The organism is Nocardia sp. BSTN01, from assembly GCF_015354405.1.
Lineage (GTDB): Bacteria > Actinomycetota > Actinomycetes > Mycobacteriales > Mycobacteriaceae > Nocardia.
On the sequence record NZ_JADKYP010000009.1, the window covers coordinates 1 to 21,942 of the forward strand.

19 protein-coding genes and 1 pseudogene are annotated in these 21,942 nt (G+C 67.1%); 6 read left to right on the forward strand and 14 right to left on the reverse strand.

The annotated features are described in order from the left end of the window. The 10 genes and pseudogenes from IRT45_RS36760 to IRT45_RS10560 form a co-directional block, all read right to left on the reverse strand. Positions 1 to 224, reverse strand: a pseudogene (locus IRT45_RS36760) (hypothetical protein); the annotation flags it as partial. Beyond that, positions 221 to 1,072 (reverse strand): NlpC/P60 family protein, encoded by an 852-nt coding sequence (locus IRT45_RS10520; RefSeq protein ID WP_194805686.1) that lies wholly within the window; start codon positions 1,070 to 1,072, stop codon positions 221 to 223. The pseudogene IRT45_RS36760 and the gene IRT45_RS10520, both read right to left, overlap by 4 nt. A gap of 38 nt (positions 1,073 to 1,110) precedes the next feature. Then, positions 1,111 to 3,576 (reverse strand): hypothetical protein, encoded by a 2,466-nt coding sequence (locus IRT45_RS10525; protein ID WP_228534142.1) that lies wholly within the window; start codon positions 3,574 to 3,576, stop codon positions 1,111 to 1,113. Beyond that, the gene (locus IRT45_RS10530) at positions 3,573 to 6,095 is read right to left on the reverse strand and encodes an ATP-binding protein (RefSeq protein WP_063010447.1); all 2,523 of its coding nucleotides are present in this window, start codon (positions 6,093 to 6,095) and stop codon (positions 3,573 to 3,575) included. The genes IRT45_RS10525 and IRT45_RS10530 overlap by 4 nt, the downstream gene beginning before the upstream one ends. Further along, positions 6,096 to 6,614, reverse strand: a complete 519-nt coding sequence (locus IRT45_RS10535; RefSeq protein WP_194805688.1) for a hypothetical protein — start codon at positions 6,612 to 6,614, stop codon at positions 6,096 to 6,098. After that, on the reverse strand, positions 6,611 to 6,871 hold the full coding sequence (locus IRT45_RS10540) for a hypothetical protein (RefSeq protein ID WP_030517937.1): 261 nt from the start codon (positions 6,869 to 6,871) through the stop codon (positions 6,611 to 6,613). The genes IRT45_RS10535 and IRT45_RS10540 overlap by 4 nt, the downstream gene beginning before the upstream one ends. A gap of 17 nt (positions 6,872 to 6,888) precedes the next feature. Further along, positions 6,889 to 7,848 (reverse strand): conjugal transfer protein, encoded by a 960-nt coding sequence (locus tag IRT45_RS10545; protein WP_194805689.1) that lies wholly within the window; start codon positions 7,846 to 7,848, stop codon positions 6,889 to 6,891. Between the two features lie 120 nt (positions 7,849 to 7,968). Beyond that, positions 7,969 to 9,117 carry a GAF domain-containing protein gene (locus IRT45_RS10550; protein WP_194805690.1) on the reverse strand — a complete coding sequence of 383 codons (1,149 nt, stop codon included), beginning with the start codon at positions 9,115 to 9,117 and terminating at the stop codon, positions 7,969 to 7,971. Between the two features lie 264 nt (positions 9,118 to 9,381). Then, positions 9,382 to 10,275: an ROK family protein gene (locus IRT45_RS10555; RefSeq protein ID WP_194805691.1), complete on the reverse strand. Its 894-nt coding sequence runs from the start codon at positions 10,273 to 10,275 to the stop codon at positions 9,382 to 9,384. A 48-nt stretch (positions 10,276 to 10,323) separates the two neighbouring features. Beyond that, positions 10,324 to 10,800: a hypothetical protein gene (locus IRT45_RS10560; protein ID WP_194805692.1), complete on the reverse strand. Its 477-nt coding sequence runs from the start codon at positions 10,798 to 10,800 to the stop codon at positions 10,324 to 10,326. 281 nt (positions 10,801 to 11,081) lie between these two features. Between IRT45_RS10560 and IRT45_RS10565 the strand changes: the two genes are divergently transcribed. The 3 genes from IRT45_RS10565 to IRT45_RS10575 all read left to right on the forward strand — a co-directional run bounded on the left by IRT45_RS10565 (position 11,082) and on the right by IRT45_RS10575 (position 13,855). After that, positions 11,082 to 11,789 carry a MerR family transcriptional regulator gene (locus tag IRT45_RS10565; protein WP_194805693.1) on the forward strand — a complete coding sequence of 236 codons (708 nt, stop codon included), beginning with the start codon at positions 11,082 to 11,084 and terminating at the stop codon, positions 11,787 to 11,789. Between the two features lie 48 nt (positions 11,790 to 11,837). Beyond that, a complete protein-coding gene (locus tag IRT45_RS10570; RefSeq protein ID WP_194805694.1) occupies positions 11,838 to 13,343 on the forward strand; it encodes a phosphatase PAP2 family protein in 1,506 nt (501 codons plus the stop codon). A gap of 83 nt (positions 13,344 to 13,426) precedes the next feature. Next, the gene (locus tag IRT45_RS10575) at positions 13,427 to 13,855 is read left to right on the forward strand and encodes a DUF6508 domain-containing protein (protein WP_194805695.1); all 429 of its coding nucleotides are present in this window, start codon (positions 13,427 to 13,429) and stop codon (positions 13,853 to 13,855) included. On the opposite strand, the gene IRT45_RS10580 is transcribed toward IRT45_RS10575, so the two are convergent. From IRT45_RS10580 to IRT45_RS10590, 3 genes are read right to left on the reverse strand one after another with little or no spacing between them, the layout of a single operon-like run. Further along, on the reverse strand, positions 13,852 to 14,595 hold the full coding sequence (locus tag IRT45_RS10580) for an SDR family NAD(P)-dependent oxidoreductase (protein ID WP_194805802.1): 744 nt from the start codon (positions 14,593 to 14,595) through the stop codon (positions 13,852 to 13,854). The two genes, IRT45_RS10575 and IRT45_RS10580, sit on opposite strands and share 4 nt — an antisense overlap. Before the next feature lie 56 nt (positions 14,596 to 14,651). Next, entirely contained in the window at positions 14,652 to 15,593 is a 942-nt protein-coding gene (locus tag IRT45_RS10585) for an alpha/beta hydrolase (RefSeq protein ID WP_194805696.1), read from the reverse strand. Continuing rightward, positions 15,590 to 16,966, reverse strand: a complete 1,377-nt coding sequence (locus IRT45_RS10590; protein ID WP_194805697.1) for an NAD(P)/FAD-dependent oxidoreductase — start codon at positions 16,964 to 16,966, stop codon at positions 15,590 to 15,592. Before IRT45_RS10590 ends, IRT45_RS10585 begins: the two co-directional genes overlap by 4 nt. Before the next feature lie 152 nt (positions 16,967 to 17,118). Here IRT45_RS10590 and IRT45_RS10595 point away from each other — a divergent pair, with 152 nt between their 5' ends. Next, positions 17,119 to 17,748 (forward strand): TetR/AcrR family transcriptional regulator, encoded by a 630-nt coding sequence (locus tag IRT45_RS10595; protein WP_194805698.1) that lies wholly within the window; start codon positions 17,119 to 17,121, stop codon positions 17,746 to 17,748. Positions 17,749 to 17,886: 138 nt separating this feature from the next. Next, positions 17,887 to 18,591 carry a hypothetical protein gene (locus tag IRT45_RS10600; RefSeq protein ID WP_194805699.1) on the forward strand — a complete coding sequence of 235 codons (705 nt, stop codon included), beginning with the start codon at positions 17,887 to 17,889 and terminating at the stop codon, positions 18,589 to 18,591. A gap of 45 nt (positions 18,592 to 18,636) precedes the next feature. On the opposite strand, the gene IRT45_RS10605 is transcribed toward IRT45_RS10600, so the two are convergent. Then, the gene (locus tag IRT45_RS10605; RefSeq protein ID WP_194805700.1) at positions 18,637 to 20,715 is read right to left on the reverse strand and encodes a glycosyltransferase family 39 protein; all 2,079 of its coding nucleotides are present in this window, start codon (positions 20,713 to 20,715) and stop codon (positions 18,637 to 18,639) included. A 154-nt stretch (positions 20,716 to 20,869) separates the two neighbouring features. Here IRT45_RS10605 and IRT45_RS10610 point away from each other — a divergent pair, with 154 nt between their 5' ends. Further along, entirely contained in the window at positions 20,870 to 21,829 is a 960-nt protein-coding gene (locus tag IRT45_RS10610; RefSeq protein WP_194805701.1) for an erythromycin esterase family protein, read from the forward strand. Positions 21,830 to 21,942 lie beyond the last annotated feature (113 nt).

The following is a 21,942-nucleotide window of genomic DNA, read 5'->3' on the forward strand; positions in this document are numbered from 1 at the left end:
ACCGGACCCGGCGGCGCCGGATTCGGCACCACCGGAGCGGGCGTCCCCGGTGCCGCTGGAGTATTCGCCCCCGACGGTACTCCCGGGAGCGACGGCGTCACGGCCTTGTCGGGCTTCGACCGTTGTTCCATGGGGCGCAGCGTCCACGGCGTCGTCCCGTCGGACGGCTGCTCCTCGGTCGGCTCACCGGTGACTCCGGGCTGCACCTCGGCGGGTGATGTCATGCGCCGGCCCCCAATACCCGTTTGACCTGTACCCCACGGCTCGTCGGAACCGTCTGCTGCACAAGGGTTCCCGTCGTCGCATCGGCGGTGATCATGGTCCCGTCGCCGAGTGCCACACCGGCGCGAGCCGGCCCGCGCGAACCGTAGTCCCAGAACACCACATCGCCCGCCGATGCGGCGGAAAGTTGCACGCGCTGACCGCAGATCGCCTGACCCGCGAGAGTCGTCGGAAGGATCACCGCGCCCGAATTGCTTCCACGAATGGCGTCCGTCGAGGTCTGACAACCGTTCCCGGTGGGCGCGGGTATTCCGTCGAGCGACGTCTTCTCACATCGCTGTGTGGTCGCGGCCACCGACGCTTGGTAGATCACTCCTCGCACCAGTTCGGACATATCGGCCGCCTCGGAGCGGTAGCCGGCGGCGAGCGCAGCCGCGCAACTGCCGGCGAAACCGGTATTGCCGTAGGCCAACTCCGGCATTTGATAGGGCGCCGACTGCATCGGACCACTCAGACAGGACCGGATCCAATCGGAGACGTCGTGATCGCTCGGGTCGACCGTTACGCTCGCGTACGGATTGGTGGACGGGATATCCGATGCCGCGACCGTGCCGCCGCCTCCGCACTTGGAGCCGGTGGTGGTGGCGGTGGGCGTCTCGCTGGGGTCGTCCCCGATCGCGCTCGCGCATTGGCACTGCAGATCGGACGCCGACGAACCCGACTGTGCCGCAGTGGGAAACACCGCTCCCATGAGTACTACACCGCACAGCGCGACGACGACCACGACACCCCAAGCCCACCACGGCACGAATGCCAACGCTGTCCGCAGCCCGTCCGGCCGATTGCTCATCGACAGCCTCCTCACAAGCCTCTCGGTTTATCCGCTGCCTAGCGCATCTGCCGGCCGACGCGACCCATTTGGCGCCGCCAGTTCGGATTGGGTGGGTTGGTACCGGGCGGTTGCGGAGCATTCCACGGCGTCCGATGGACTCGAGAAGCCCAGAGATCGGTATCCGCCGCGTGGGAAATGACTCGGCGAACCTCTCGAATATTGTGCGGATCCCCTGGGTCGCCGACCAATCGGTCGACCGCTGTCGATACGACACGCGCGTGCTCGTTACCGATCCACATGAGCATACGGTCGGCACTGGTTTCGTTGATTCCGGCGAGGGCCGGCAGTGTAGATGTGCCGCCGCCTGCAACCAGCTGCAATTGTTCGATCTGTTCCTGACTGGGAGCCGCCATGTATCGCTCTACGAATGCTCGCTCCTGTCCGTGCGCCGCACCACCGTCCAACGTGACACCGCCCGGATTCGCGCGCCGGAAGCGGAAGGTCGCCGCCTGTAGGGTCGCCAGGTCCGCTGCCGCCTCTTCGACCGAACCTTCCCCCCGTAGCACACGATTGGCGGAATGCTGGGCGCGCGAGATAGCCGAGACCACATGACCGAGGTGTTTGTCGGTAAGCGTCTCGTCCTCGGCATTCTGCGCCACGATGCCCCAAGAACGAATGGCATTCGACATGATCTGCTCATCGGTGAATCCGGCGCCGATCATCGCGCCCCACGCATGGTCGAGACCACCGCCGTAGTCGAATATGCCCTGGATGGCCGCTGACGCACCCATGACGGTGTCGATACCGCCCGCGGCCTCCGCCGCTTGCCGCGCCGCGAAGGAGTACTGGTGCCGGTTCATGTACGACTGCGTATACAAACCGTCGGCACCACCGAAGTTCTCCCGGCCCCACACCCCCCACTGCGCGAGTTGCGCCTGACGCTCGGTGCGTGAGAAGGGGCGCAACGGGCTACGCGTGCGGCCCCACATCCATTCGGTGAGCGGCGAATTGCTCACGGTGCTGAAGCCGGCCAAGGTTGCCAGCATCGCCGCGCCGCCCAACTTGTGCTTGGCTCCGGCCTGTCCCATACCCAATGCCGTACCCGAGCCGCCGCCACCCCCGCCACGGGACACCCCCTGCATCGCGAGCGCGAAGCGATTGGCTACCCATTCGTTTCCGCTACTGAGCCCATTGCTCAGCCGTTGGAGCTGGAAGATGGCGATGATTTCCACGATGGCGCCGACAACGAAAATCGACATCACATCGTTCTGCGCCTCCTTGAACAGGTTTCCCAGAAAGAGAACGTAGACCCCGAGAAATATCGTGTAGCACGCCATGCGTGCGCCCGCGATGAAACCGTCGACGACATTGCGGACCAGGAAGGTCTGAGTCGGACCGTAAACGAATCCGCCTGCGGCGAAACCGAATATCGACATCAGGCCGTGGTAGATGGTGTCCAACGCGGCTTTGATGATCTTCAGCGCCAGGTAGACGGCGAACAGCAGCAACACGGTGCCCGCCAGCAGGAGGATCAGGCCCGCTCCGATCTGCCCCACGGTCGGCTCCCGGGTGGCATTGAAAGCCGCTCTGTCACAGTTCTCGAGACCGTCTTTCATCCTCTTGTCGCTGCCGGACATGACGGCCGAGGTCCACACCGACTTGCACGCCGGGTCGGTATCCACGACACGTCCGAAATTCCAGACCTGCAGCGGCCGTCGCGCGAAGTTGTCGGCCAAATCCGATTGCATATGCGGAACCATGGCCGCGGCATCGGGGCGACTGTTGCCGTTGAGACCTGCGGCCACCGAGATGCCGATATCCCGTCCTTGGGCCAGCAAGCCGTCGGAGGACAGTACGTCCGCGAGCGGCTCGGCCAGATAGATCGGACCCATGACGGCGATCAGCAGCATGGACACCACCTGCATGGTGGCCTTTGCGTGGAAGCCCCGGACGGTGAACCAAGCGACGAAGAACGCTCCGATCGTGACGGCGACCGCAAGCATCATGGGTGTGGCGATCTGACCGCTCAGACTGTGGGCAACACCGTTGAGGGCCCGGCTGAAAAGGTTCAGCCATTCGAAACTGAGGGCATAGCCGATGAGCCAGATCGCCGTTGTGACGATGACGATCCAGCCGGCGAACTCGAGGCTGATCACGAGGGATATGGCGGTGTTTCCCGGATGCAGCAGACCGCCGTGATTGGTCGCGAAAAGGTAGCTCGCCAACTCGGCGCCCGATGAGTCGCGCACATGCATCCAGCTCAGTCCACTGTTGACCGAGGACCCTTCCGCATCCCCCTCCCCCGTCTGTGCCGCGGCCACCGCACCGAGCACCACCGGCAGCACGACCATCACGACGAACACCACCAGCGCCGAGACACTCCAACGCCGCCGCCGGGTGGCCGACATCCAATTCCAGCATCGGCGGGCCACCGCGCGCGGCTGCCACCGAGCCGGGTCGAAGAATTCGAATTCCCAGTCCGGACCGAACCGGCCGTGCGCGGTGCCCGTATCGCTGATCATGGCACCGCCTGTCTTTCCAGTATCGCGCGCTTGGGTGCGGCATTCGGCGTACTGCTGATGGCCTCGGCGCGATCGGGGCGGGCCGGCCCGAGCACCTTGCCGCGGCCGATGCGGTTCAACGCATCCCGCATGAACATCTCGCCGCGCCGCTCCTCGGGCACCTGCCGTCCGGGGCCGATCGGCGGAGACGTCTCCTCGCGCAGAATCTGGAGCAGGAAGGGCGCCTCGTCGAGGTCCACGCCCAGCCATTCCAGGCTGTTGCGGGCCAGCGTCTCGTCGCGCTGCCGGAAGACGAACCGGTTCGGGATCAGATTGTGTGCCGCGCCCTGGAAGTCGGTGGCCGGATCGTGTGAGGCCAGACCGATTGCGGCCAGATGCTTTCGGCCGTCGCGACTGAAGTCGCTGGTCACCGCGGATCCCACCTGGGTCTGGGTGAAGTGGTGCGCCTCGTCACCGACGAGCAGCCCGAACCGGCCATTGTCGGAGAGGAAGGCCTCTCGCGCGGTGACGCCCACCAGTTCGTAGAGCGCGGTGCCCAGGCGCTTGGTGAGCGGCAACCGGTTGTACAGGTGGGGGGTGACCAGTTCTTCCGCCGTCGGCAGCGCCAGGTTGTGGCTGCGGATGACCGTGGCCGCGGCGTCGAGTCGCAGCGGTCGCAGGCCGGGATCGAACAGGACCGGCACCCGCTCCACGATGGCTCCCAGCCGGGCGGCGAGATCGGCGTACTCCTCGGCACTGCCGTGCTCGTCCCGCAGTCGGCACACCACGCGATACAGATCGAGCAGGCTCCGAATTCCGTGTTCGGCAATACCTTTCGGAGTGAGCATGCTGCCGATGAGCGCACCGGCACCGCTGGTGGGCGACAGGTCCAGCAGCGGCAGGATCGAGTCCAGCGCGCGCTCACCGGCGACACGCGGATCGAACAATCGCAGCGGATCCAGCGACACGGTCGGATTGCTGAGGTCGATGACGACCGCATTGTCGATCGAGGAGGCGAAATGTTCCCACTCCCCGACCTGACTGCGGTCGATGGCGAGGAACTGCCCGCCCATATCGTGAACCAGCACCGCCATCAGTTTCAGGAAATACGATTTACCCGAACCCAGTTCGCCGGTCACCGCGAACGAGGCCGACAGGTCGTGCAGCGCCGCTTCCATGATGCCGAAGTGAATCGGCTCGAATTGGCCGGAGAGCAAATTGACGCCGATCACCGGACCGCTGTCGTCACCGATCTGACTGGTCGTGAAGGGAACGAAACCCGACCACATATCCGACGGCACGATATGGGCGAAGTCATCGTAGGCGCGCCGGGGCGGACTGCCCGGGATCATCATGGACCACAAGTCGACCTGAGCGCCGACGGGTGCCGTCATCTCCACTTGGAAGCGTTTGTATCGGCGTTTGAGGGTGTTGACCGCATCCATGGTGGTGTCGTGCGAGGAACTGCCGACCGCGATCACGGTCGTGAACGACACCTCCGATTCGCCACCGTTGACCTCGAAGTGATTGTTGTATTCACCGAGCATCTGCACCTTCGACATCAAGGTATTCTGCGCGAACGACACCTCCTGATCGCGCTGATCCATCTGCTCACCGAGACGCCGCAGATTCTGCTCGTTGTTCTTCAGCACCGCGTCCGCGGGGCGCGTCGAAATTCGCATCGCCCAGTCGATGGTGACGTTCTCCATACCGTCGAGGACGCTGAGGAACTCGCTGCCGCCGGGAAAGTTCATCCCGGAGTACGGGAACGAATGGGGCGTCAGGATCGCCTGATAGGACGGCCGGAATTCGAAGTCGGGCTGAACCACCTTGATCACCGGCACGAACGACGGACGCAGGCGCCGGTTGCTGTCGGCCTGGGCGCCTTCGTCGAGGGCCGCGGACCGGAAGACGGCAGCGGTGGCATCGTCGAGAACGCCCGCGCGGGTCGGGGCGACCGGATCGCCGACCGCGCCCCGGGACAGATAGTGCTCCCACAGCCACTGGAACAACGCCGCCGGCACCGGCACCGGTTCGAAATCGCCACCGATTCGCGAGAGGATCTCGTTCGCGGTGTCGTCGTAGGCCTCCAGATCGGCGCGTGACAGCGCTGTGGCATCGATCGTGGTGGTGCTGCCGCGCCAGATCCGCGACAGTCCCGACAGTGCCGGGCCGCTGGAGCCGACAGGTATGGACAGCAGGAAGATCCGGGTCTGCGGCACGATGGCACGCACCCGTTCGTAGGCGGCGACCACCTCGAGCGCGTAATCCTCGCATTCGTCGAGATCGACGCCCTCGACCATCTTGCCCAGCACGTCGATGGTGTTGAGCCGCGCCTGAATTCCCAGCAGGAGCGACCCGTTGGGCAGGTTGTTGATCAGCGCGTGGTGGGCCGCCTTCACGTCGAACTTGTCACCGGCCTTGCGCAATCCGTAACCGAGCGGATTGATGAAATAGGTCGCGGTGACCAATCCGGCGTGCGTGAATTGCAGGTTGCCCCGAATGGCCGCGGTGGGCTGGATATCTCGCTCGAACGCCATTCAGTGCACTCCTCCTGCCACTGCGCGGCTACCCTCGGCACGAAGCGACGTGGACTGGGTAGCAAGCAACTCGGCGACATTTCCCGACCCCGGCCGGCCGACCGACGCGGCCTCGGGTGCCGGCCCGTCCGGAAAGATGATGACCACGGATTCCTCGATGAACAGGGTGTGCCGGGCGGATTCGGCGGTGACCGGAAAACCCGAGGCCGACACAGGTTTGCGGACGAAGACCAAACGGCCGAACCACATGGCCCGCGAGATAATCCGTACCCCGGTATAGGGCAGCAACCCCAGGCCGAACACCGCCACAATCGTCAGGATCAGCCCCGCCACGAACGTGATCGCCGGATTCACCGGCAGAATCATGGCGAGGACCGAGGTCACCAGAATGACCGCGATACCGCCGGCGACCTGTGGAAGTGTGTACGGCCCGAAGGGCAGTTTCTGCCCGTTCTGCGCTTTGCCGATCATGGTGGGCACCCGTTTGATCGGCGTGTACACCTTGATCAGCTGAGTCATCGGTATCGCCCGACCGGTTGATCGGGCACGACGCTGGTGGCATCGGATCGTGCGTAGTTGACCAGTGTCGGCAGCATCCAGAACAGCACCGCCGCGAGGATCGCCGAGCCGACCACGCCGAGCACCTTCGTCGGCGACAACTTCGACTTGGCCGCCTCGGAGATGAGGATGCCCATGGCGAGGATCGTGATGACGATGATGCCGAGCGCGCGGACCACCAGCAGGATGTAATACAGCAGCGCGTTGAGATTGTGCATGAGCGTCCCTTCTCGGATCAGTTCTGCGTCGCCGGCGGGATCTGCACGGTCGTCGTCGGTGCGGCGGGTTGGCTACTGCTCGGCGCCGGTGCGCCGGCGCCGCCGGGACCGGTGCCGTTCACGACCGTGAGCGGATTCGACAGCGCCGGAACACGATCGATGGCTTGTATCTGCCACTGTCCGGAGGGACGCACCATGGTGAGCGGATAGGACAGCGAGACCGAGGCGCCACCACTTCCCTTCGGCGCCACCGTGGCGAGCACTTTCGCGCTGTTTCCGCTACTGCCGCAACTGGACTCGTCCGCCGTGACCGACACACTCTCGAGGCCGGTGAACGGCGCCGGGCGCAATGCCGTGATCCCGGCGCCGACGGCCGTATAGCGGGCGACATCCCCCGATCCGGTCAGATAGGCAGTCAGAAAGCCCGTGGCGACATCGGCCAGCGGCGTATCCGAGGGGCAGGGCGTGCCGTAGGCGAGGGTGATATCCGGGCCACGCCCCGGCGGCTCCACCGCGGCCGGTAGAGACAGCGCGCGCCTGCGGCCGTCCGGTGTCACCGATACCGCGACCTGGTAGTACTGACGGGCGTCGGTCACGCTGCCGGTCCGCCCGGGGTGCACCGATAGCGTGACCGCCCAGATCTCCACGCTCACAGTCGATTCGGTGCGGCTGACGTGAACGACCATCGGGTCGCTCACCGGATGCGCGGTGGCCGGCAACCGCATCTGCTGGCCCGGATCGACATAGTCGGCGATCCGGTCCTGCTGCCCCGCGCTCGAACCGAGGTAGCTCACCACGAAGTCCTCGGCGAACGATGCCGCCAGTTGCGCATGGCCGATCAGGGTCGTCGTGTTCGCATCGGACGGACCCTGCGGCGGCTCCGAGAACCAGGACAGGACGGCATGTCCACCACCGAGGACGGCTAGTACGGCCAGTACCGCGACGAGGATGTTGTCGCGGCGGCGTCGCGCGGCCATCCGGCGAAGCAGTGCTTCGCCCGAATCCGCCGATCTACCAGCAATTGCCCGCACTCTCGGAATGGTAGAGAGGGCAACGGCATTCACCTTTCGGACTGTTCCCTGCCGTGGGAAGGATGCTCAGTACACGGGGCTGCGCTTCATCCGGCCGGCCAGACGATGCCGCAACTGGTCGTCGTAGCCGATGGGGGTGTGCAGATGGGGAAGCCCCGAGGACTGGCGTTGCGGCTCCATCACCGGGAGATCGTCGGCCACGCGGACCATCTGCGCGATCGCCAATTGCCGCGCCGAATATCCCGGATAGGGGTACAGCAGCAGGGAGGTCGGGGTGTACCCGCCACCGTAATTCAACGCCCGGACGGTCACCCCGGCGGTGTCGCCCGCGCGCAACCGCTCGTCGAGGGCGAGCAGGCGATGGCGATCGTCGGGATGGAAGACGTCGATCGGCCGGAACAGATAGTCCCACCTGATCCAGGGCGCCGGATCGGTCAGCCAGTGCGAAATGCTCGTGTATTCGAGTTGCACCACAGCCAGGTGGGTGCCGGCGCGGCGATGCGCTTCCCGCAGACCGACCTGCTCCAGCGTCGACCACGACATCGACGCCCGCTCGGCGCCGATCTCCTCGATCAACAGCCATGCGCCCCTGGATCGTTCGTCGTCGCGCGCGCGCATCGTGATGCGCCAGCGGCCGGGACGTTCACCGTCGGCACGGACGGTCACGTCGAACTGCATCTTGGCGCCGGCCGTCGGCTCGTACAGCAGATCGAGCACCTCGGTGTGCCGGTCGAATCCCGACATGCGGTGGAACAGTTCGGCGATCGATATCCGCGGCACGTACTCCTCGGCGGACATTCCCGACAAGCGCGCGACACCGCCCGGCAGCTGGATGGTCTGCGTCGACAGATCCCAGATCGCCCCTACCGCCGGACGCAGCGACGGCACCTCCGAGGTCGCCGGACCCAGCCACAGCCGGATGGCATGGACGTCACCGGCGGGACCGAAGACGGGTTTGATCAGCAGCCGATGCGGACCCGAGCGGGTCGCGATCCGCAGATCGACCTCTTGCGCGTGATCGCGGGCCGAGATCATGGCCTCGGCGATCCGCGCGGTCGTCAGGCCGTCGTAGATCGCGGGCATCTTCGCCAGCTGCCGTTGCAGCACACGCTGCCACGCCGCGAACTCGCGGGGCGTTTCCCCGACCGAGGCGACCGACATCGTCTCCGGCGTCAATGTTTCGATCGTCGTCCATCCGATCACCGCGTCACTCATCGCACTTGCCCTGCACCAGCCGTTCCTCCGCACTCATGACCGACGGGTTCAGACGATCATCGTGACCTAGACAATGTACCGTTATCCAGCGGTGCGATCAATAGGAGAGGAACAGGAGAGGAACGACTGCGCTGGTCAGCAGTGCGACCACTGCAAGTGAACCATGCTGAACGAACGCCCATTTCATAACGGACGGTGAACATGCGAAATCACGGCCGACGCCCGCATCCTGCGCGACTTCGGCCGTGATCGACGACGGTGCCGCTAGTCCTGGGCTGCGATCAGGGCGAGAACCCCCGCCCCGGCCAGGACGCCGAGATCCTCCAATTCCGAAGGGACCACTCGCAGTGCGGCCAGGAAGCCGGCCCGGGCATGGGTGGCCACGGCCGTGTTCAGCGGCTTCCACAGCGCTGGGCCGGCCGTGGCCATCGAACCGCCCACGACGACGAGACCGACGTCGAGCAGCGGCGCGATCGAAGCGATGGCCCGCCCCAACGCGGTACCCACCCGTTCGAACGCCGCGCCCGCAACCTCGTCGCCGGACTGCGCCGCCGAAACCAGTTCCGCCACCGTGGCTCCCGGCCAGCCCCGGCCCTGCGCCCACCGCACCGCGGAGAGGCCACCCGCGACGGCTTCGAGACAGCCTCGACCACCGCATTCACACGGTTCGTCGTAACCGGGAACGAGCAGATGGCCCAGATGACCGGCGTTGCCGGTACGACCTACGACCACCAGGCCGCCGACCATCACCCCGGCACTGATCCGATCCGACACCGCGATCGACACCGCGTCCATCACCTGGCCGGTGGCGCCGAAATTCTGTTCGGCCAGCGCGAGGCACACACCGTCCAACCCCAGTTGCACACTGGCGCCGGGAAACGCCTTCTTCACGGAATCGACCAGCTCGAAACCGGTCTGCCATTCCTTGACCGCGGTCGGCGCGACGACGCCGGCGGTCATGTCGATCGGCCCTGACGATCCGATCCCGATCGCCGCCACATCTTCGCCGCCCGCGGTCTCGTGCAGCAGTGTCCGGCAGGCTTCCCAGGCGCCGGCGGCGGGGATCGGAGCCCGGCGAATATCGTCGGTACCGACATCCTCTGCCACGCGAGTCGCCGCGAAGCCCGCCGGGCCGATTTCCAACGCCAGCACAGTCATGAATTACCCACCGTCACAGTAGTTTTCGCCTGTCGATGGTGACGGCTATCAGCAGCCACCGGTCGCTGCCGGTCGCAACCGGCGCCCCAGCACGATACGACGACGCGGCGTCGCGGGCGCGGGTTCCACACAGACCGGCCGGGCGCCGGTCCGGATGATCCGCAGCGGCCGTTTGTGATCCAGCGGGGCCGTCCGATGCCGATCGAGGTTCTCCACGATCTTGCCGGCGCTGTCGTAGGCGACTCCAGCCCAGATCATGGCCCGGGGACCGTCGCCACGCGCGATCAAAGTCTCTGCGAGCCGGGAACATTCGGTCAGCAGCGGGCAGCTCGCGCAGATCCGGACCGCGGCGCGCCAGGAGTCGGGGGTGCCGACGTCGAGGTCCCAGTCGTCGGGCCCGTCGGCGCACGGCGGGCGATGCGCGGCCGCGACGGCGACGGTCGCGACGGCGGGCGTGGGTACAGTCGAAAGCGGCGGCGCCACAGGGGATCCGAGGGGAAGCCGACGCGAGTGGATTGTGCTCATTTCCGTCTCCGGGGATGCCGAGGACACACGTGTGCAATCACCGTGTGGTTCGCAGACGTGGCCCATGGTCGGGCGGGCATCGGGGCTGCTCAACAGTCCCCGGCAACCAGCAGCGAACTGCTGTACTCGGCACGTTAACCCACGATTCGGCTGTCAGCAACCACTTTCGCCGCTATTTAACGGCACATTGACCAAGTCGTTGCACGGATGTATCGTCACTTAACGGGACGTTTTTGTACGGTCCGTTTTTCTACGGGGTAAGTTGTGATTTCCTAAGAGGTATGGCTGTGCACTCGGAGTACACGATCGACGAGCTCGCGCGGGCAGCAGACACCACCGTGCGCAGTGTCCGCGTGTACCACGAACGGGGGTTGTTGCCGTCACCGGAAGTCCGGGGCCGCATCGGCTACTACGGATCCGATCACCTGGAGCGGCTGCACACGATCAGCCGGCTGCTCAGCCGGGGTATGAAGCTCAACGGGATCCGCGAACTGCTCGAGGCATGGGATCGTGGCGACGGGCTCGCCGACGTCCTCGGGGTCAGCGATGCTCCGGGTGAGCGCGAACCCGTTGCCGCACAGGAGAAGCCGAACAACGACGATCCGCTCGCGGATCTGCCCGACTACGTCAAACAGGCACTGGCCGGCAGTTCCGACCCCCTGGAGGCCTATCGGGTCGCCAATCCGCGCTGCGGCGACCTCGCCGCGCGCCTCATCGACAGCGGGGTGCCCGACACCACCGCCTTCCAGCTCGTCGAGCGGCTGCGCGCGGACTGCAACCAGATCGCCGACCGCTACGCCACCGAATTGTTCTACTGCCTGGCCGGGCAGGCCTACGAGCGCTCACAGCGCGACAGCAAGGACCGCGCGCGGCTGGAAACCGAGGTGGCCATCGCCCGCCTGATCGTCACCCGCGCCGCCTCCGAGCTCATCGACCAGGCCTTCGCCCGGCACGCGGAACTGCCCGCACCCAACGAGACTGCCCGATAAGTCCGATTGTTCGCTGTGGCCGGCGCACCGGGCCGGTAGGCTCTGGGAATGCGCAGGCCTCTCGTCCCGCGGCGGGTTCGCGGAATCAATACGCTGGATCGGCGACTGGTCGACCGAAGCGCGCGGTTGCGGCCGAGTGCCGCCGATACCGTCCTGCGCTCCTTTAGTCACGCCGCCAATGCCAATCGGCTGTGGATCGCGGCGGGCGTGGGTGTCATCGCCTTCGGCACCACGACTCAGCGCCGTGCCGGGGCACGCGGACTCGTCGCCGTCGGCATCGCGAGTGGGCTGGCCAACGGCGTCGGCAAACCATTGTTCCCGCGGCGCCGGCCCCCTGCCGAGGCGGTGCCGCAGATGCGACGCCTCGTTTCGCCGCCGATCTCCTCCTCGTTCCCCTCCGGCCACGCCGCCTCCGCGGCGGCCTTCGTCACCGGAGTGGCGCAGGAATCACCGGCGCTGGCGGTCGCGGTGGCGCCGGTGGCGGCGGCGGTCGCGTATTCGCGGGTCCACGTCGGCGTGCACTGGCCCACCGACGTACTCGCCGGCGCGGCACTCGGCGCCACCGTCGCGGTCGGCACCAGGCGATGGTGGGCGGTGCGTCGCGACGAACCCGCGACGGTCGGCCCGGCACAGCGGATCGAACCGCTGATCGGCGGCGAGGGCCTGCTGTTGGTCGCGAATCCGAATGCCGGTAGCGGCGACGGCGGCGGACTCCTGGCCGATCTGATCCGGAAGTTGCCGGAGGCGGTCCTGCTCGAACTCGGCGATGACATCGACGTGGATGCCGAGATCGACACCCGGGTGCGATCCGGCTCGATTCGCGCGCTCGGCGTGCTGGGCGGGGACGGCACGGTCTCGGCGGTCGCGGAAGCGGCTGTGCGGCACGGGCTCCCGCTGGCTGTCTTTCCGGGCGGCACCCTGAACCATTTCGCCCGCGATGTGGGTGTCGAGGATATCGCCGCCACCGTCATCGCGCTCTCCTCCGGCCAGCTGGCGCTGGCCGACACCGCGCGGGTGCGCCTGGACGACGGCAGCGAACGCACGCTGGTGAACACCGCGAGCCTCGGCGGGTATCCGGATTTCGTCCGGCTGCGCGAACGCTGGGAACACCGCATCGGCAAATGGCCGGCCGCCGCGGTGGCGATGGTCTGCGTGCTCGTGCGCGCCCAACCATTGCGCGCCACCATCGACGGCGAGCCGGTCTCGGTGTGGATGTTGTTCGTGGGCAACGGAACCTACCGCCCCGGCGACCAAGTGCCCACGGCCCGAACCGATCTGCACGGCGCGGGACTCGATATCCGGTATCTGCGCGCGGATCGGCGGTTCTCGCGGGCGCGGCTGATCTGGGCGTCGCTCACCGGAACCCTCGGTGACTCCCCCACCTACGTCCATCGGCGTGCGGACAAGTTGCGGGTACGCGTGGACGGGCCGCCGATTTCGCTGGCCACCGACGGCGAAGTCGACACGCGCGGTGCGTCTTTCGAGTTCATCGGCGATCCGGCGACCCTGCCGGTATTCCGGGTTGCCGACCGTGATTCGGGGCCCCGCCGCTAGCCGGCACCGGAGACTGCGCCGAGAAGAAGTACACACCTCATGGTATGAAATCCCTAGTTTTCACATGACGGAGGTGTCGGATCGTGACGCAGGCCAATCCCATGACGGTCGAATCGGCCGAGGCCGCTCTGGCGCGGCTGACCGCCCACGATCGCGGCGTGCTCACCGATCTGGTGTGCCGGGTCGACAAAGCCGCCTCCGGCACCGCCGCCGCGGCCCGGTCACCGAAGGCGCCGGTCCTGGACGAGGTGGTGCGCTTCCTGGTCGATCGGCATCTGCTGCTGGCCCATTTCAATTGGGGCGCTTGGGAAGAAGGGCACCAGGTGATCCAGCGCCGCGACCGCGCGACGCTGGCGACCTGCACGGCCCAGCAGTGCCTGCAATATCTCACCCTGCTGGTCCGCGCGGACCGCTTCACGGAGGGCACGCTGGCGTCGGCCTTCGAGTCGGGGCTGATGCAGGCGCTCCTGCACCGCCTGCATCAGCACACCTACCCGCACGCGGGACGTTAACCCTCGGCCAGCGCGCGCACTCGGGCGAGGACGTCGGGATAGCGCTTCAAATGTGCGCCGCCGTTGAGATCGACAGCCGCACCGGTCATCCAGCTCGCCCGGTCGGAGGCCAGGAAGGCCGCCATCTCGGCGATCTCCTCGGGTCGGCCGCTGCGCCCGAGCGGGGTGTTCTCGAGGTACTCCTCGGTCAACCCCGGCACATACGCGATACCGGCGACCAGTGGGGTGTCGACCAGGCCCGGGTTGATCGCGTTCACCCGGATGCCGCGCTCGGCCAACTCCAGCGCCGCGACCTCCACCAGCATCAGCACACCCGCCTTGGCCGAACAGTAACCGGCCATTCCGGTGCCGGGCTGGCGGCCGTTGAGGGAGGCGATGCAGGTGATGGATCCGCCGTCGGCGAGGTGGCGGCCCGCGTATTTGATCGCCAGGAACGAACCGGTGAGGCAGACGTCGACGGTCGTTTTCCAGTGCGCCAGTTCGAGTTCGGTGATCGGGCCGGGCAGTGACAGCCCCGCGCAGTTCACCACCGCGTGGAGGTCGCCGCTCGCGTCGAAACCGGCCGCGACCGAGGCCTCGTCGGTGACGTCGAGCGCCACCGCGCTCGCCGCACCGCCGATCTCAGCCGCCACCGTCCGTGCCGCATCGAGATTCACATCGGCGACCACGACCCGAAAACCGTCGCGCGCCAACGCATGTCCGGTGGCGCGGCCGATGCCCGAACCGCCGCCGATCACCATCGCGCCCCGTGTGCCCGCCGGGGTTTCGGGCACGGTCGCCCCGTCGCCGGGTGTGCTCATCGCTGCGCCTCCCGGGTGGTCGCGTGCTGCGCCGCGAGATGGCGGGTCAGGAAGTGCACCTGATGGTCGACGGCGGGCTCGAACCAGTCGTTGCCGGCGAAGATGTCGAAGTGGTCGCACGGATAGTGACGCACCTCGGCACGTGCGGCGAAGGCGGCCTTGGCCGCCGCATGGGCCGGCGCGGCCCGGTCGAAGTCGGCGATCTGCATCAGCACCGGCGCGGTGATGCGCGCGGCCCGTCGATCGGCGCGATAGTTGCCCAGTTCCAGCCCGATCGCCGCGTTGACCTCGTTGCGCCAGGTCGGACCGGCCAGTGCGGTATAGCTCTCGTAGTAGCCGTCGGCCGACAGGGCGGCATGTTCGCCCGGCCTGCCGACCAGCGGCATCATCACCCGATTGCCGCCGAACCGCCCGGCCAGGGCGCTGCGCACACTCGACACCGTGGATTTCGCGATCGCCGCCGCACCGACCTGTGCGAAAGCGACTCGGCCCGCGGCCAATCCGTTCACCAGCGGCACCAGAGCCACCACCGCGCAGATATCGGAACGATCCGCGGAGACGGTGAGGGCATGGCCACCGGACAGTGAGATACCCCATGCCACCAGCCGTTTCGGATCCACACCGGGCTGGCGTGCGGCCGCGGACAGTGCGGCGCGGTAGTCCTCGGCCTGCGCGGCCATCGAGACCCGCTGCCGGGGCTCACCGGCGGAGGCGCCGAAACCGCGGTAGTCGAAGGCGAAGACGGCCAGTCCGGCCGCGGCGAGGCGCTGCGCGAACGGTTCCAGTCCGGAATCCTTCGTCCCACCGAATCCGTGTGCCATCACCACGACCGGGCGGCCCTCGGGACCGTCGAACGGGCCGTCCGCCGCGCCCTCGAAAAACCATGCGTCACAGGTGGTTCCGCCGGAAGTAAAGTCGGCCTGCCGATACGTCGTCACTGTGCCACTCCCACCGGTCGATCCGCCTCCGCCACTCGCGCCCACGGCGGCGGTCCCGACAGCCGCGCCCGTTCGGCGCCGGCCGGAATCTCGCGCGCCCGCATATCGTGTTCGTAGAGGAAGTAGTCCACCTGCTGGGTGTGCCGGGCACTGGGCACCATATGTCCGGTGTAGTGCTGCTGTTCGGCGACGATCACCCGCCGCATCTCCTCCGCCGAGGGCAACCGGTACCGGCCCACCGCATACGCTCCGATCAATCGCGCCTGACATTCGACGAACGGGAACAGGGTCGGGGTGGACTGGGCGAATCCGGCGAAGGCCAGATCCTCCATCCCGGGCAGGAACATCCGCTTGTACAGGTCGATCTTGTTGTCCGGAGCGCTGATGAACTCCGGATCGAAGAACGGGAAGGTGATGTTGTAGCCGGTGGCGTAGATGATGATGTCGAAGTCGTCGGCGGTGCCGTCCGCGAAATGCACGGTGGCGCCGTCGAATCGGTCGATATTCGGTTTCGGGATCACATCGCCCGAGCCCAGCCGCAGCGGCAGTTCCACCGACTGGGTCGGATGCGCCTCGAAGAATTTGTGATTCGGCTTGGGCAGGCCGTAATTCTCCGGCCGCCCCGCCGTCAGCGGCTGTCCCCACTGCGCGATCTTGCGCTGCCAGGAGAAGGGGATGTACGGGCTGGTGCGGTAATACTTGTCGGCCGGCTTACCGGCGATGTATTTCGGCACGATCCAGGCGCCGGAGCGAGTGGACAGCGTCAGCTTGTTGCCCAGCGCCTTCGACGACAGCTCCACCGCGATATCGGCGGCACTGTTACCCAGTCCGACCACCAGAATGCGCTGATCGGAGAAGTCCATCGGGGTGCGCGGATCGATGTAGTGGTGGGCGTGCATGGTGCGGCCGGTGAATTCGCCCGGGAATTCCGGATAGCGCGGATCCCAGTGGTGACCGTTGGCGACGACCAGGAAATCGAAGTGGCGCACCTCGTTTCGCTGGGTGCGCAACTCCCAGCCGCCACCGGGCAGGCGCCGCGCGTGTTCCACACCGTTGCCGAATTCGATGGAACGGTGGAGATCGAAGGCGGTGCAGTAATCGTCGAGATACTGCTTGATCTGGGTGTGGTGCGGGAAGTCCGGGAATTCCCCGGGCATCGGGAAGTCTCGGAACGACAGCTGGTGTTTGGAGGTGTCGATGTGCAGGGAGCGATATGCGCTGCTGTGCCCGTTCGGATTGCCGAAGGCCCAGTTGCCGCCGACTCGATCCGAGGATTCGAAGCACACATACGGCACCCCGTAGTCGCCGAGCATCTTGCCGGCGGTCAGACCGCTGATTCCGGCGCCGATGACCGCGGTACGCGGTTGATACATCCACCACTCCTTTCACGCCGTGGGGCGTGTAGACAGATTCTTGATAGTGTCTACTAGTAGACACATTCTCAGATCTGTCCACACATTGCTAGGGTTTTCCGGAAACCGGTCGACAGCGGACCGGTGCGGGTATGCGGCGAAAGGGGCGGCGGATGAGCGAGACGACAACCACGACGGTGGTCGACCGGCTCTTGGAAGCGACACAGAAGTTACTGGCCGCCAAGGGAATTCGGGCCTCCACGATGATGGAGGTGGCCGAGGAGGCGGGCGTCTCGCGCGCCTGGCTGTACCGCCACTTCCCGGACAAACCCGCACTGATCGGCGCCGCGATCGTGCGGCTCACCGACACCTGGTGGAACGACGCGCGCGCCGAACTCGACCGCATCGACACCTTCGCCGAACAACTCACCATCGGCGTGCGCATCGGCCGCGGCGCCTACGACGACCCGGGCGCGCTGCTCATGCGCCTGCGCTCCTCCGAACCCGAGGAGTTCGCGGCCTGCGCCGGCGCCGGCGTCACCGCGCTCGTCCCCGCCCTGGCCGCGTTCTGGCGCCCCTACATCGATCGCGCCGCCGAGCGCGGCGAAGTCCATCCCGGTCACGACCTGGGCGAAGTCGCCGAGTGGGTGGCCCGGATCCTGATCAGCCTCGGCACCGTCCCCGGCGACACCATCGACCCCGACGACCCGACCGCGGTGTCGCACCACCTGGCCACCTACCTCCTGCCCGCTCTGCGCCACGCTCCCGCCGGCGCTTCCCAGCGGAGCCGCCGTACGACCTGACCAGGGCCTCTGGCGCGGCCGCGCCCAGTTCACGCCACTCGGCTCCGCCTGCCGAATGGAAAATGGAAATCATTTCCGTTAATGTCTGATCTCGCTCCATCGAGCGCTGCGCAGAACACAGAACGGAACAGAGATCAGATGAACAAGATCACCCGCATGACCGTCACGGCGATGACGGTGGTGGGCGCCCTGGGCGCCGGTTCGGCCATCGCCTCGGCCGCGCCCACGGCGGCAGATCACGTCCTGAGCACCGAGATCATGCCGGGCGTGCAGTACACGAGTTCCACCGCGGACCAGTCCGTGGTGATCGAGACCGGCACGGCCATGCTCGTCGCGGCGGGCGGCCAATTCCAGGTGCGCGACGCCTCCGGCGCCACCGTCGCCGGCGTCTCCGAATTCCCGGTCGAGCCGAAAGCGCTGGCCGCCACGCACGCCGCGCCGGAGGTGCGAGCAGCAGCCCGCGCCGCCACGCCGGAGCTGCACTTGGAGAACATCGACGGCGATCCGCAGACCGAACGCTTCGATGCCGCGATCCAGGCGGCCATCAACGAATTCGGCCTGGCCACCTCCGTCGGAACCATGACCGGCGGCCTCATCGGCCTTGCGGTCGGCTGCGGAGTCGGCGCCGTAGCGGGTGCGGTATTCGGCGCTCCCGTCCTCGACGCCGCCGGACTCACTCTCATCGCCGGCTGCCTGGCCGGAGCGGGCGTCCTCGGCGGTATGGGTGCCATTCTCGGCGCCGCCCTCCTCGGCGTCCCCGTCGGCATCGCCTCCGCGATCAAGTTCCAGCACACCATGAATCAGCCGTACGAACAGCACACCCACGACAACGAGAGCAACTGAACGCGAATCGGGCCCCGCGATCGATCGCGGGGCCCGATTTCGTCGTCAGCTGACGGGTTGGGTCAGGTCGTAGACCGTCGTGCCGCCCACTGTTATCGCGGTGTAATGGGATTCGATCCAGCTGGTGATCTCGCTCGCGCTGCCGGAGCCACCACCCGGACCACCGCCGCCACCGGGGCCGCCGCCCGCGAAGAAGTAGTGGATGTCACCGTTCTTCACGTACTGCTGGAATTGGGCCAGGGTGGGCGAGTTGTCGCTGCCGGTGAAGCCGCCGATCGCCATGATCGATGTGCCGGTGGACAATTCGAGGCTGCCCGCCGACTGGGAGCCGACCGTGGCCGCCGCCCAGCGGTTGGTCGCACTCTTCACCAGTTCCTGCAGGGCGGTGTTGCCGGAGTTGCCTCCGCCGGGACCGCTGCCGCGGGTGCCGGTCGAGTCGGCACTCGCCGGTGGTTGTGCGCTCGTGGCGTCGCCGGATGTCGAATCCGTTGTGCTCGAACCAGTCCCATCGGGCGCAGTGCCGCCGGACGCGGATACCGAAGCACCCGGGGCATTTCCGCCCGGATCCATACCTCCGGGCCCGCCACCGAATCCGCCCATGCCGTGGCCAGTGTTGGGTCCGGAGGTCGGAATCGACCCACTGTGCGGGGTCGCCGCGGTTTCCAGGGCGTAGGCGGTGGTGCCGGCGAATCCGAACAGCAGTCCGGCCGCGGCGACCGCCACGGTCATCTTGCCGAGGGCGTGCCCGCCGGCGATGAGGATCGCCGCGACCACGATCGAGCCGACCAGCACGATCCAGCGCAGCGCCGGATACCAGTCGGGCGTGCGATCCAGCAGGACGAAGTTCCACACGCCGGTCGCCACCAGCATCAGACCCAATGCCGCACGTGCCGAACGGAATTCACGTCCGCGCCACAATTCCACCACCGCGATGGCGACCAGCGCGGCGATCGCGGGCGCCAAGGCCACGGTGTAGTAGGGGTGGATGGTGCCCTGCATGAAGCTGAAGACCACGCCGGTGACCAGCAGCCAGCCGCCCCAGAGCAGCAGGCTCGCGCGGATGCGTCCGGTGCGGGATGTGCGCCGGGTGAACCACAGGCCGGCCACCAGCCCGATCAGCGCCGCCGGGAGCAGCCACGAGATCTCGGTGCCCATCGAGTCGCCGAACAGGCGGGTGATGCCGGTGCTGCCACCGAATCCGGTATTGCCGCCGCCACCGCCGGGGCCACCGCCACCACCGCCGTTGCCTTCGCCGCCCATCACCCGGCCGAGTCCGTTGTAGCCCAGGGCGAGTTCGAGCAGGCTGTTGTCGGTGGAGCCGCCGATGTAGGGGCGCGAACCGGCGGGCCACATGCTCACGAGTGCAACGAACCAGCCACCTGAAATCACGAGCGCGACAACAGCTCCCAGGAGTTTGAGAATCCGGGCGCGCAACGCGATCGGCGCGGCGACGAGGAACACCAGGCCCAGCGCGGGCAACACCAGGAAGGCCTGCATCATCTTGGTGAGAAAGCCGAAACCGACCGCCACCCCGGCCGCCGCCAGCCAGCGGCCACTACCCTTCTCGGTGGCGCGAACGGTGCAATAGGCCGCCGCGACCAGCAGCAGGACCAGCAGAGCGTCCGGGTTGTCGAACCGGAACATCAGCGCCGCGACGGGAGTCAGCGCCAGCGCCGCACCCGCGATCAGCCCGGCCGCCGGACCGCTCCAGCGCCGCACCGCCCCGTACACCAGCCCGACGGACGCCACACCCATCAGCGCCTGCGGCAACAGCAGCGAGAAGGAACTGAATCCGAGCAGCCGCCCGGACAAGCCCATCACCCACAGCGCGGCGGGTGGCTTGTCGACGGTGATGGCGTTACCGGAGTCGAGCGAACCGAACAGCAGCGCCTTCCAGCTCTGCGTACCGGCCTGCACGGCGGCGGCATAGAAGTCGTTGGCCCATCCGGACGCACTCAGACCCCACAGATACAGGAACGCGGTCGCGACGAGCAGCACCAGCAGTCCGGGCCGCGCCCATCGCGGCTGGCCGGACGGGCCCGACAGGAGAGCTCCCCACCTCGTGGGCTGCGGTGGCGACCCGGTCGGCTCGGCCTGCCGACGCGGCGCCTCTGTGATCGTCATACGGTTCTCCTCCGCCTCGCTCGCCGGGCTGTCTGCCGCGGCCGTTGCATCGAGGATCGCGCCCGGAGGTGAGCCGGCTCTTTGCCGAACCTATGCGCCGACTGTGAGAAGACTCCCTTGACCTCAACCATGGTTGCGGTATGAGAGTTGTCGGATGACCACTTCGATCGACACCGTGACGCAATGGGTCGAGCAGCACGCTCGTCCGCTCTCCGCATCGGACCCCGAGCAGCCGCTCACCGATCCGGCAGCACTGCGTCAGATGATCGGCGCCGCACGCGTCGTCGCCCTGGGCGCCGCGACCCGCGACGCCCACGAACTGTCCGTTACCGCCCACCGGATCCTACGATTCCTCGTGCAACACTCGGGATTTCGCAGCCTCCTCCTGGAAGGCGACGATGCGACCAGCGCCGCACTCGACGAGTACGTGCGCACCGGGATCGGCGACCCGCGCGCGCTGCTGACCGAGGCGCGGTCGTTCTGGCGGACCGAGGAGATACTCGAGGTCGTCGCCTGGATACGCCGATACAACGAGCTGCACCCGGACGATCCGGTTCGTATCGCCCACCCGGAACCCGAGGGCCGGGTCACAGCCGAATCCGGCGACCTCGGCGATATCGAAAGAATGCTGGCAGACAACGTGATTCGCTGGCACGCCGACACCGGCCACAAGATGGTGTACTGGGGCGGAACGACGCATACGGTCGCCGCGGCGGCACGAAATGTGCTCCTCGGCGAGCAGCGGTTCATCCATCGCAGCGCGGGCGGCCATCTCCGACAGCATTTCGGCGCCGGCTACCTGTCCGTCGGCCTGACATTCGATCACGGCTCGACCGGGCACACCTTCCCCTCCCCGCCGGCCGATTTCGCCGAAGCAGTACTCGGCCGCGTCGATCTGGATGTCTACCTGCTGGATCTACGCACCCCCGCTCCGGACTCGGTGCGAACCTGGCTCACCGAGCCCGCGAAGACTCGCGTGATCGGGCCCGTGTACGACCCGGAGAACGATGCTGCGTTCCACCTCTCGGGCGGATCCCTCGGCGAATGGTTCGACCTCGTGGTCCACCACCGGACGGTGACGTCCATTCGACCACTCGGGTCCCGTCGTGGATGAGGCGGTCATGGCGGTGTCTTGAATCACTCGTGCCGCCGGCATACAACCCCAGCCTGGCCGCCGACGCGGGGTCTGTCCGCGCGGTGTCCGAGGGGTCGACGGTCGGGTGCTGC